Consider the following 12,004-nt stretch of genomic DNA (forward strand, 5'->3'; position numbering starts at 1 on the left):
TCACGTCAGCGTCACCAGCTCGCCGGCCTCTTCGCACGCGGCGAACATGGCCGGCGAGTTGTGCGCCACGACGACCCGGCCGTCCGCGCCGACCGCGACGAGGCCTCCGTTCGCGCCCCGGCCGTTGAGCTCGGTGTCGATGGTCGCCCGAACGGCATCGGGGAGCGCCGCACCGGCGTACCGCATCCGTGCGTAGATGTCGTGGGCGACGGCTCCCTCGATGAAGGCCTCGCCCTCGCCGGTGCAGGAGACCGCGACGACTCCGTCCCGGGCATAGGTCCCGGCCCCGACGACCGGAGTGTCGCCGACGCGTCCTTGGTGCTGGTTGACGATGCCGCCCGTGGACGTCGCGGCAGCCACTCGCCCGGCCAGGTCCAGCGCGACAGCGCCGACCGTTCCGTGCCTGCTCTGCGCCAGCACCCCAGCCCGAACACTCGACAGCTGCTGCCGCCGTGACTCCGTCACGAAGTACTCGGGATCCACGGTCTCGACGCCCCAGCCTTCGAGCACAGCTTCCTCGGGGGCTACGAGCAGCACATGGTCGGTCTCCTCCAGGACCTTCCGAGCCGCGAGAACCGGGTTCTTCGCCCGTCGTGTCACGGCAACAGCCCCGGCGCGGCCGTCACCGGTCATGACCGATGCATCCAGCTCCGCCTCACCCTCGGCCGTGAGCGCCGCACCCCGACCGGCGTTGAAGAGCACGCAGTTCTCGAGCTCGACGACCGCTGCGCACACCGCGTCGAGGGCCGAGCCGCCGCCTGCGAGGACCGTCCGCCCCGCCCGGTAGGCCGCGGCCAGGCCTTCGGCGTACGGCTCCTCCTGCTCCACGGAGAGCGCCGCGGCCCGGCCGTCTGCTCCGCCGTGCAGGACCAGCGAGAAGCCGCGCGCGGCAGGGGCGATGTCCATAAGACGCATCAGTTGTCTCTGTCTCCTCCATGGCTTCCATCCCCGCCGTGAGGGCGCGGGGCGTGACCCGACCTTAGAGGCAAACAGTACGAAACGGAAGAGCAGTAGCAATGCCGTACTGTTCATTACAAGCTGGGCGCTCGCCGAGAGGCCAGCCGCCGGCCCCCGGTGTTGTGGCGGGAGGCACCGTGAGCGTCAGCGGCCAGCCGATGTGGGCGCTGTCAGGTCAGCGCCGACCGCAGCGCGATGTCACGCGCGAGGGTGAGACTGCCGATCATCTCGGAACGCAGGCCCAGCGCGGCCGGCACCACCTGAACGTGGTCTTCGAAGCCGGGTTGTGCCAGACGCTGGATCGACTCGCGAATGCCGTCGATGAAGGCGTCCGCCTGGCTCATCTCGCCGCCGATGACGACGGTCGCCGGGTCGAGCAGGGCGCACAGGTTGGCCAGAACCTGGCCGAGCGTCCTGCCGGACTCGGCGAAGACCTTCCGGGCCACCGGGTGGCCGGCGAACTCGTGCAGTCGCGCTGGCGGGCCGGACTCGCCCGGGCGGAGGTGAGACAGCTGATGGAGCACCTGCTGGCTGGAGACGATCGTCTCCAGGCAGCCGCGGTTGCCGCATCGGCACCACGCTCCCTCCTGGGTGATCTGGGTGTGCCCGATCTCGCCCGCCGCTCCGGAGCTGCCGCGTGCCGGTGCCCCGTTGATGATGAGCCCGGCGCCGACGCCGTCGGATGCCTTGACGTAGATGACGTTGTCCTTGCCTCGAGCGGCGCCGTGCCGGTGCTCGGCGAGGGCGCCGAGGTTCGCATCGTTGTCGAGGTGGACCGTGAGCCCGGTGCGGTCGCTCAGCTCGCTGGCCAGGTCGAGACCGGACCAGCTGGCCAGGATCGTGGGGGAGGCGACGGCCTGCCGCGCCGCGTTCAGCGGTCCCGGCACTCCGGCGACGCAGGTGGTCACGGGTCCGGTCTCCGTGTGGCGGGCCCGGGCCTCGTGCTCGAGCTTGTCCACCAGCCGGCGGACGAGGCGCGCCGCGGCGTCCAGGGCCACATCGGGGTGGTCGTCGACGTCCACCGCGGACCGTGCCTCGGCTCGGACGGTCAGGTCGAACGTCGCAACGGCGACGCCCAGGTGCCGGTGGCCCAGGTCCACCCCGACGACGGCACCGGGCGGGTACCGGGGCAGCAGACGGCGGCTCGGCCGGCCGCGACCGTCGCTCGCGCCCTGGTGCTCCCTCAACAGGCCGTCGTCCAGCAGGTTCTGTGCGACCGCCGCGACGGTCTGGCGGCTCATGCCCAGCGCGGACTCCAGCTCCGGGCGGGACGCGCTTCCGTGCTGCCACACGTGGTCGAGCACCTCGTCACGCATGGCTCGCCGCACCCGCTCCGCGGTGCTGTAGGTGGCCATGCCCGCTCCTCCGTTCGCGGCGAATTTCGTCGCGGATAATCGAAATTCGAAGGTGTTGACCGCCTATTCGACCTGCCACTACCTTAAATCCGATCCTAGCGGTTTATCGGTAAAACCGGTACTCGAGGCGATCAGTGCAGGAACGGTCCCGGCCACCCGTCGGCGGCCTCTCTCGGGCATGGGCACGACCGACTTACGCCTGTCAGCACCAATTTTCCTCTCACGCGTCGCCCCCGGTCGGCGCGGCTTCCCACGCACCGAAATGGAGTCGCTATGCGCTTGAAGCGATGGCCCGTCCTGCTCGCCGCGACCTGCGCCGCCTTTGGGGGCAGCCTGGTCGTCCCCACCGCCGCGCCGGCGGCCCCCGCGGCCCCCGACTGTCCGTGGGTCGGGCAGCACGCCACGCCCACCCAACGCGCCCAAGCGGTGCTCGCCAAGATGACGCTGGACGAGAAGATCTACCTCGTGCACGGCGCGGCCGGTTCCGCCTACACGGGCCAGATCGCGGGCGAGCCCTGGCTGTGCATCCCGACACTGAAGATGACGGACGGCCCGGTCGGCGTACGCATGAACGACACGACGCAGCTGCCCGCCGGGGCCGCTGTCGCGGCGTCCTTCGACACCTCGCTCGCAGACACGTACGGACAGGTGGTCGGGGCTGAAGCCAAGACGAAGGGCGCTGACCTGGTCCTCGGCCCGACGATCAACATCGTTCGTGACCCGCGGTGGGGACGGGCCTTCGAGTCCTACGGCGAAGACCCGTACCTCGCCGGGCAGATCGGCTCGGCCAACATCAAGGGCATCCAGTCGCAGGGCACGATGGCCCAGGTCAAGCACTACGCCGTCTACAACCAGGAGACCAACCGCAACACGTTCGCCGACAACGCAGTCATCGACGACCGGGTGGTTCGCGAGATCTACACCGCCGCCTTCGGCACCATCGTCGCCGAGGCGCAACCGTCCTCGGCGATGTGCTCGTACTCGTTGATCAACGGGACGTACGCCTGCGAGAACGCGTACCTCAACAACATCCTCAAGACCAGCTTCGGCTTCGACGGGTTCATCACGTCCGACTGGGACGCCACACACAGCACCGTGCAGGCGGCCAACGCGGGCATGGACATGCAGATGCCGAACGACTCCTTCTTCGGGGCGGCGCTCAAGCAGGCCGTGCAGGACGGCAGAGTGGCGCAGAGCCGTGTCGACGACATGGTCGTGCGCATCCTCCGCGAGGAGTTCCGGTTCGGGCTCTTCGAGCACCCGTCGGCGGACACCCCGGACGCCGTCGCTTCCACCCAGGCGCACGTCGCCGTCGCGAAGAAGGCCGCCGAGGACGGCACCGTCCTGCTGAAGAACACCGGGAACACCCTGCCCCTGGACACCAGCAAGGTGAACTCGATCGCGGTCATCGGCAGCGGCGCCAAGGACAACACGCTGAGCGCCGGCGGTGGCAGCGCGATCGTCGCCGGCACCGGGACCGTCAACCCGTACGACGGCATCACGGCACGCGCCGGCTCCGGCGTCGACGTGCAGTACGCGCAGGGCAACCCGGGCACGAAGGGTGACTTCGGCACCCTGCCCGCGATCGACAGCCAGTTCCTGACTCCGGCGTCGGGTACCGGCCACGGTCTGACGGGCGAGTACTACGCGAACACCACCCTGTCGGGGACACCGGCCGCAACACGCATCGACCGGCAGGTGAAGTTCGACTGGAGAGGTGCGCCTGCCTCGGGCGTGCCGGCCGCGGGCTTCTCGACGAAGTGGACCGGGACGGTGACGCCGCCGGTCACCGGCACGTATACCTTCGGAGTCACCAGCGACGACGGCACTCGGCTGTTCATCGACGGCAAGCAGGTCATCGACAACTGGCGCGACCAGGGCGCGCACACCGAGACGGGCCAGGTCGACCTGACCGCGGGCAAGCCCGTGCAGATCGAGGTGGACTACTACCAGGGCACCGGCGGGGCCTACGTCAATCTGGGCTGGCTGCCGCCGAAGGCCGCTCTCGCGCAGCAGGCGGCGGCTCTGGCCGCCAAGTCCGACGTGGCGGTGGTGTACGCAAACCTCTACCAGGGCGAGGGCGGCGACCAGCCGAACATCGACCTGCCTGACTACCAGAACGACCTCATCGACGCCGTCGCGGCCGCCAACCCGAACACCATCGTCGTGCTGAACACCGGCTCAGCGGTCACCATGCCGTGGCTCGACAAGGTCAAGGGCGTCCTCGAGGCCTGGTACCCGGGCCAGCAGGCCGGCAACGCCATCGCCGCGCTGCTGTTCGGCGACGCCAACCCGTCGGCCAAGCTCCCCGTCACCTTCCCCACCTCGCTCGACCAGGTGCCCGCCTCCACGGACGCCCAGTGGCCCGGCGTGGACGGCAAGGTGCAGTACTCCGAGGGTCTGAACGTCGGCTACCGCTGGTACGACGCGAAGAACCGGACCCCGCTCTTCCCGTTCGGCTACGGGTTGTCCTACACCACGTTCGCGTTCTCGAACCTCGACCTGTCCGCACGCACGCTGTCGGGCAACGGATCTGTGCAGGCCAGCGTCGACGTGACGAACACCGGGTCGCGGGCGGGCGCCGAGGTCGCGCAGCTCTATCTCAGCGTTCCGGCCAGCGCAGGTGAGCCGCCCAGGCAGCTGAAGGGCTTCCAGAAGGTCCACCTGCAGCCTGGCGAGACCAAGAGGGTGACGTTCGACATCACCGCCCAGGACGCGTCGTACTGGAACACCCCCGCGCAGGGCTGGACGCTGGCAGCCGGCAGCTACACCGTGCACGTCGGGTCCTCCTCGCGTTCGCTACCGCTCACGGACACGTTCAACGTGGGGCGCACCGTGACCAACGGAACGCAGTACACGACGGTGAAGGCCCCGACGTTGGCCATGCCGGGTTCCACCATGTCGGTGACCACCGAGTTCACGAACGGGGCCACGGCTCCGGTGCGTAGTGCCGTGACCGCGCTCACCGTGCCGCGCGGCTGGAAGGCCACCGCGCAGTCCCCGGCGAGCTTCGCTCAGGTGAACCCGGGACAGACGGTGTCGACCACCTGGTCGGTGGCCGTGCCTGCCGACACGGTCGGCGGTCCGGGAACGGTGTTCGGCGCGACGAGCTTCACCGGCTCCGACCGCCGCCCACAGCCGAGCGGGTCCGCCACGGTGACGGTCGGCTACCCCACCTTCGCGGCCGCGTACGAGAAGGTCGGCGTCACCGACGACTCCGCCACGGCCTTGGGCAACTTCGACGGCTGGGGACACAGCTTCTCGGCGCAGGCGCTGGCCGCCGTCGGTGTGACACCCGGCAGCACGGTCACCGCCGGGACGTCGACGTTCACGTGGCCGGACGTCCCGGCCGGGAAGCCGAACGAGGTCAACGCCACCGGGCAGGTCATCGCGATGAACGGCTCGGGCACGCAGCTCTCCCTGCTCGGGGCCGGAGCCGGTGGCGGGGTCCAGAGGGGACAGCTCACCGTGACCTACGCCGACGGCACCACATCCGCCGCGACGGTGTCCTTCTCGGACTGGTGGGCGAACCAGGCAGCGGAAGGGGGCGCGCTCGCGGCGACCACGGCGTACCTGAACCAGTCCGACGGCACGCGGGTGAACCAGCCCGTGAGCCTGTACGCCGCCACCGTCCCGCTCACCGCGGGCAAGCAGGTTGCGTGGATCACCCTGCCCACCAACCAGAACATGCACCTCTTTGCCGCCACCATCGGCTGACCCGGAACGCCCCGCCCTGCACGGCGCGCGAACCGGCGCCGTGCAGGGCGGGGCGGGGAGCCTGACCCCACCCGACCCGAAGAAGGAACACCCATGAGCCACCCTCGCAGCACCATCGAACCTCCACCGCCCAGCCCCGGCCGTCAAACTGTGCCCGCTCGTCCCCATCGCCGTTCACGCGTGATCACCAGCAAGCTGTGGGTCGTACCGGCGCTCGGCTGCCTGCTGCTGGGCACCGTGGGGACACCGGCCTCGGCCGACACCACCGTGCCGCTCCAGGCGGCCGCCGGCTCCGGCGACGCCTGGGTGCTGAGCACCACCGACCCGTCGAAGAACTATGCGCCGACGTTCGTCGGCAACGGCTACCTCGCGGCGCGGGTGCCGGCGGCAGGTCAGGGATTCAGCAGCACGCCCATCACCACGCAGTCGCAGCTCGCGGGCTTCTACGGCCTCTCGGACACCAAGATCGAGGAACGGGCCAGCCTGCCGACCTGGACCACGCTGCGCTTCGGCCGCAGCGGCGACGGCCAGCCGCCGGCGATCGACCCCGCCACGGACGGCGCCACGAGCAAGTACCAGCAGTCGATCGACTTTCGCACCGGGGTGCTGACCACCTCGTACGACTGGACCTCACCAGCTGGTGACACCACGAGCTTCACCTACGAGGTCAGCGCCAACCGCGCGGACGGCCATCTGGGCACGGTGAGCCTGCGGGCGGTGCCGCACTGGAGTGGAACAGCGGTCGCCGTGGACGCGTTCGACGGCCGGGGCCTGGCCAAGGCATCCGCCACCGACCCCCGCGTGGACGGCAGGACGGGGACGCTGTCGGAGACCGTGATGTCCAAACGGGAGCTGGTCACCGCCGGACTGAGCTCGGTGCTGCGCGTCGACGGGAAGACCGTGCCCACCCAGGCGATCCCCGCGGCCGAGGACGGCACCGCCGGGCAGAGCGCGACCTTCCCGGTCCAGGCCGAGCAGCCGATCCAGGTCACGAAGTTCGTCGGCATCGCCTCCAGCGTCGACACCGACCGGAAGCTTTCTGCCGCGACCCCGCAGGAGGCCGCCGCGACCACGGCCGCGCGTGCCGCCAGCAACGGCTACCCGAGCACGCTCGCTCGCAACAACCAGGAGTGGGCACGTCTGTGGCAGTCCAGCATCTCGATCCCCGGTGACACGGCCATGAGCAGGCAGATCAACGCGTCCATGTTCTACCTGCTCACCAGCATGCGTCCCGGTGTGACCTGGAGCGCCAGCCCGGGCGGGCTGTCCTCGGACGGCTACAACGGTCACGTCTTCTGGGACATGGAGACCTGGATGTACCCGGCTCTCCTCGCCCAGTACCCTGACATCGCTGTCGGCGCGAACACGTACCGGCAGAAGCTGCTGCACCCGGCCAACCTCGCCGCCGCACAGCTGTCGACGTCCAGCCACCCGATCAAGGGCGCGAAGTTCCCCTGGGAGAGCGCGCTGACCGGCTCGGAGCAGACGCCGCCGCCGTGGCCCATGGGCGAGTCCGAGATCCACATCAACTCCGACATCGCCCTGGCGCAGTGGCAGTACTACCAGGCGAGCGGCGACACGGCCTGGCTGCGCGACAAGGCGTGGCCCGTCCTCAAGGGCATCGCCGACTACTGGGCCACCCGCGCCGTGTCGGACGGGTCCGGCGGGTACGACATCAACGACGTCATGGGCCCGGACGAGTACCACGACAACGTCAACAACAGTGTGACCACCAATGCCGGCGCACAGGCGTCCCTGCGCATCGCGACCGAAGCGGCACAGATCCTCGGCCGGACCGCCGACCCGGCGTGGAGCAAGGTCGCCGACGGCCTGAAGATCCCGGTGGACACGACGCTGAACATCCACCCCGAGTTCGACGGCTACGCCGGCCAGACGGTCAAGCAGGCCGACGTCACCCTGCTGCAGTACCCCTGGAATGTCCCGATGCCGGACGCCGTGGCCCAGAACGACCTCGACTACTACGCCGCGCGCACCGACTGGAACGGCCCCTCGATGACGGACGCCATCGCCGCCATCGACAGTGCCGCCCTCGGCTCCTCGGGCTGCACGACCTACTCCTACCTGAAGAGCAGCGCGACGCCGTTCCTCACGGCGCCGTTCGACCAGTGGTACGAGAGCCGCAACGGCGGGGCGTTCAACTTCGCCACCGGCCAGGGCGGGTACCTGCAGGTGTTCCTCTACGGGTTGACCGGGTTGCGCTGGGGAACCGACGCCGTCACCGTGGATCCGTTCCTGCCCACCCAGCTGCCCGGCGTCGACGTCACCGGCGTGAAGTGGCACGGCAGCACCTTCGACATCTCCGTCGGCCAGCAGAGCACGACCCTGACCCTGCGCTCCGGGGCCCCGGTGGCGGTTCGCGACGGCTCCGGCACGGTGCACCGGGTCTCCGGCGCCACGCCGCTGCAGCTCCCGACCCGGCACCCGGCGCCGACGGCCCAGCCGTCCAGCTGCACCGGACCGATCACCTCGGCGGCTGCGCCCAGCCGATGCGTGGACATCCAGTGGGGCAACACCAGTGACGGGACGGCGCTCCAGATCTGGGACTGCAACGGCAGCCCCGCGCAGGCCTGGACGCGTCCCGGAAACGGCACAGTGATGGCCGCCGGCAAGTGCATGGACGTGCGCGGCGGCTCCGATGCGGACGGGACACCCGTGCAGATCTCTACGTGCAACGGGGGCCCATCGCAGCAGTGGACGTACGAGAAGGACACCGGTGAGCTGAAAGCGTTCGGCAAGTGCCTCGCGACCCTGGACGACGGCACGAGCAACGGCACCACGCTCGTGATCGAGACCTGTGACAGCAGCACGAGCCAACGGTGGAACCTGCCGGCCTGACCCCTACGGTCGCGGCTGTGCGGCGCCCCTGAGCAGGTGCCGCACAGCCGCGAGGCTGCCTCGACCTCCCGAGACACCAGCCGCTGCCAGCCGTCGAGAGCGAAGCGGGCTGCGGCCGCGACGCCTGGCTGGGGATCAGAGTGGAACGGTGCTTTCCCGGACCACGAGGGTCGGCCGGAGCAAGACCTGCTCGGGCTGTGCGCCAGGGTCCTTCAGCAGCTCGAGAAGAAGGCGCACGGTGTGTCGTGCGGCCTGGTCGATCGGCTGGGCGAGGCTGGTCAGTCCGGGGGTGACGACGCGTGCCCCGATGCTGTCGTCGAACCCCACGACGCCGACATCATGGCCGACGGCAAGGCCTCGCTCGCGGCACGCCTGGAGCGCACCCATCGCCAGCGTGTCGCTGACGCACGCGAACGCGGTGGGTGGCGTCTTCTTGTCGAGGAGTCGACCGGCGAGCTCCCTGCCGGTGCCGATCTCGTCCGAGCCGTGGGCCGCGAGCCCGCGGGTCGCGAAGCCGTGTGAAGCCATGGCGCGGCGCCAGCCGGACTCCCGGTCATCCCCGAGCCCGCCGGGCGGGCCCCAGCCCAGGTAGGCGATGCGTCGGTGGCCGCGTTCGGCGAGGTGGTCGACGGCTTGCTCCACCCCGGCGGCGCCGTCGACGTCGACCCACCACGTGTCCGACATGGCGTGTCCCCAGGGGCGCCCGAAGCAGGCGAAGGGAATGCCACGCTCGAGCAGGAAGGTGATCCGGGGGTCGTTGGTCTGGGTGTTGGTGACGACGACGCAGTCGACCGTGCTCATGCTGAAGATCTCCTGGATGACCCGGATCTCCTCCTCGTCGGTGGCAGCGGCATGGCAGAAGACGTCGTGGTCGGCCTGGCGTGCCGCCAGGGAGAACTCGTAGAGGTAGCTCGCGAGAACGCCGCCAGACTGGGACCGATGGTCCGTCGGGAACAGCCGGAAGCCCACGGCCCGCGGAGACTTCGTCGAGAGCGAACGCGCAGCTTGGTTGGGTCGGTACCCCAGCTCGTCCACGGCTTTGAGGACCCGGCGCACCGTGGCCGGGCTGAGCCGGTCCGGGGCGTTCAACGCATAGTGAACGGTCTGCTTGGAGACTCCCACCCGCGCTGCCACCATAGCCATCGTGGGCCTTGGCGACCCAGCCGTTCTCTCAGCGGCGGGTCTGCGCCCGCGCCCCTGACTTGCCGCTGAATCGGTAAAGCCCATGGGCTGATTCTGTGGGCCTGTGGGTGAAACGTCAACAAATGTTCGACCGGGCGCACCCGACTGCAGACGAGTGAGACAGGAGCTGGGACGCTCGTGGCGCGACATACGGATCGCGCAGGCTTGGCACAACTTCGCGAGCAGCATTGTCCTTGCAGGGCTTTCGCGCAAACGGCGGACGTGGAGGGGCGCTCTGCCGGGGTGCCCGAGCCGTACAGGCGGCCTCCCCGTCGTGTCATCGATAAACACCCCCTTGACGTGCTGTGATCGGCGCCACTACCGTCTTGCTTTACCGGTAAAACCCGCATTCGCGACGAGGTGCCTACACGCTCGACCGGGCGCCCTGACGCGGAATCCACCAAGGGCAGTTCTACGGCGGCGTGCCGCCAGCGGAAGGGACGACGATGTTCAGCCACAGCAACGTGATCAAGGGGGTGGCCGCCACGACCGTGGGCCGCCGCAACATCCTCAAGGCGGGCATGCTCGCCGGCCTTGGTGTGGCCGCCGGGCCCATGCTTGCGGCCTGCGGCGGAGGCTCCTCCGCTGCACCTGGGTTGACGTGGGCGGGTTGGGACGGGCCGCCGCAGTCTGACCGGTTCCGTCAGTTCTCCGAGAAGATGACCAAGCAGCTCGGGGTTCAGGTCACCTACCAACAGGTGGTGGGGGACTATCTCTCCAAGCTGCTGTCTCAGCTGTCCGCCGGCGCGGCTCCGTCCGCGTTCTACGTCGGTGACATCTACATGGCCAAGCTGATCGAGACCAAGCAGGTGCTCGACCTCACCAGCTACCTGGGCAGCAGCGGCGCGGCGGTCAAGCAGGATGACTTCTACGAGGGGCTCTACGAATGGTGCCGACCCGCCGACGGCAGTCCCGGGCTGTACGGGCTGCCGGTGGACTGCAACCCCGCCGTGTTCTGGTTCAACAAGGACCTTCTCGCCGAGGCGGGTGTCAGCACCGACCCGATTGCCCAGTTCGAGGCGGGCACGTGGACCCAGGACGCGCTGACCGACATGTTGGACAAGATCCGCGCCACCAAGAAGAAGGGTCTGTTGATCGGTGGCGGCTGGTACGACTGGTTCGGGTGGATCTCCACCTTCGGCGGGACGCTCTTCGACGAGTCCGGCAAGGCCGTCTTCGACAGCGACCCCAAGTCGCTGGAGGCCCTGTCGTGGCTGTTCGAGCAGCTCAAGTCGGGGAACATCACCTACACCGGCTCCCTGCCTCAAGGTCAGAGCGGTGACGTGCTGTTCTACGCGGGGCAGCTGGGCACCATCGCCACCGGCCGCGTGATCCTGCCGAACCTCAAGAAGCTCAAGTTCGGCTACGACATCGCACCCTTCCCCTCGCCATCGGGCAAGGACATCATGCCGGTGCCGGTCAACACGGCAGCGCTCTCGGTGAACGCTAACGCCAAGAACCAGGCCAAGGCGCTGGAGTTCCTCGGCAACTACGTCAACGCCGAAGGCCAGAAGTTCCGCCTGGCCAATGGTGGCAACGCGGTGCCATCGGTCAAGGGCCTGGACCAGATCGTCACCGAGGGCAACCTTCCCGCGCACGGCAAGCTGTTCAACGACGTAGCGGCCAAGGGCTACGCCGTTCCCAGGGCGATCGCCAGCAAGCCCAAGGTCCTCACCGAGCTTCCCGTGCTGGTGGACAAGATGTTCAAGTCGGGCAACGAGACGCCGGAGTCCTTCAGCGGCAAGGTGGTCCAGCTCATCAACGGCGGTTCATGATGGCCGTGCTCACCACCGGAACTCCGACCCGGGCACCGGCCGGGTCGGAGATCCCGGACCTCCACCGAAGCCGCGCGCGCCGGCGCCGGCGACGGGCGGACACGGTCGCGGCCTACCTGTTCCTGACCCCTCAGCTGGTGGGTCTGGCGGTGTTCATGGTCG

6 protein-coding genes are annotated in these 12,004 nt (G+C 69.3%); 3 read left to right on the forward strand and 3 right to left on the reverse strand.

Annotation, left to right across the window (positions count from 1 at the left end; all coding sequences use genetic code 11):
• Positions 1 to 915 (reverse strand): isoaspartyl peptidase/L-asparaginase family protein, encoded by a 915-nt coding sequence (locus tag AC1VM9_RS10755; protein WP_483122611.1) that lies wholly within the window; start codon positions 913 to 915, stop codon positions 1 to 3.
• Between the two features lie 212 nt (positions 916 to 1,127).
• Positions 1,128 to 2,312: an ROK family transcriptional regulator gene (locus AC1VM9_RS10760; RefSeq protein WP_483122613.1), complete on the reverse strand. Its 1,185-nt coding sequence runs from the start codon at positions 2,310 to 2,312 to the stop codon at positions 1,128 to 1,130.
• Positions 2,313 to 2,585: 273 nt separating this feature from the next.
• Between AC1VM9_RS10760 and AC1VM9_RS10765 the strand changes: the two genes are divergently transcribed.
• Positions 2,586 to 6,029, forward strand: coding sequence for a glycoside hydrolase family 3 C-terminal domain-containing protein (locus AC1VM9_RS10765; protein WP_483122614.1), 3,444 nt, complete (start codon positions 2,586 to 2,588; stop codon positions 6,027 to 6,029).
• A 180-nt stretch (positions 6,030 to 6,209) separates the two neighbouring features.
• Positions 6,210 to 8,885 (forward strand): ricin-type beta-trefoil lectin domain protein, encoded by a 2,676-nt coding sequence (locus AC1VM9_RS10770; protein ID WP_483122615.1) that lies wholly within the window; start codon positions 6,210 to 6,212, stop codon positions 8,883 to 8,885.
• A gap of 135 nt (positions 8,886 to 9,020) precedes the next feature.
• Here the strand turns inward: AC1VM9_RS10770 and AC1VM9_RS10775 are convergent, their stop codons facing one another.
• Positions 9,021 to 10,256 carry a LacI family DNA-binding transcriptional regulator gene (locus AC1VM9_RS10775; RefSeq protein WP_483122617.1) on the reverse strand — a complete coding sequence of 412 codons (1,236 nt, stop codon included), beginning with the start codon at positions 10,254 to 10,256 and terminating at the stop codon, positions 9,021 to 9,023.
• 257 nt (positions 10,257 to 10,513) lie between these two features.
• Between AC1VM9_RS10775 and AC1VM9_RS10780 the strand changes: the two genes are divergently transcribed.
• On the forward strand, positions 10,514 to 11,842 hold the full coding sequence (locus tag AC1VM9_RS10780; RefSeq protein WP_483122618.1) for an ABC transporter substrate-binding protein: 1,329 nt from the start codon (positions 10,514 to 10,516) through the stop codon (positions 11,840 to 11,842).
• The last annotated feature ends 162 nt before the right edge of the window (positions 11,843 to 12,004 follow it).

Source organism: Monashia sp. HAY1-11D (assembly GCF_056868035.1).

Bases quoted from the DNA above. Each gene is read 5' to 3' on its own strand.
- AC1VM9_RS10760 (WP_483122613.1), bottom strand. From the start codon at position 2,312: ATGGCCACCTACAGCACCGCGGAGCGGGTGCGGCGAGCCATGCGTGAC.
- AC1VM9_RS10765 (WP_483122614.1), top strand. From the start codon at position 2,586: ATGCGCTTGAAGCGATGGCCCGTCCTGCTCGCCGCGACCTGCGCCGCC.
- AC1VM9_RS10780 (WP_483122618.1), top strand. From the start codon at position 10,514: ATGTTCAGCCACAGCAACGTGATCAAGGGGGTGGCCGCCACGACCGTG.
- AC1VM9_RS10755 (WP_483122611.1), bottom strand. From the start codon at position 915: ATGCGTCTTATGGACATCGCCCCTGCCGCGCGCGGCTTCTCGCTGGTC.
- AC1VM9_RS10775 (WP_483122617.1), bottom strand. From the start codon at position 10,256: ATGCTGCTCGCGAAGTTGTGCCAAGCCTGCGCGATCCGTATGTCGCGC.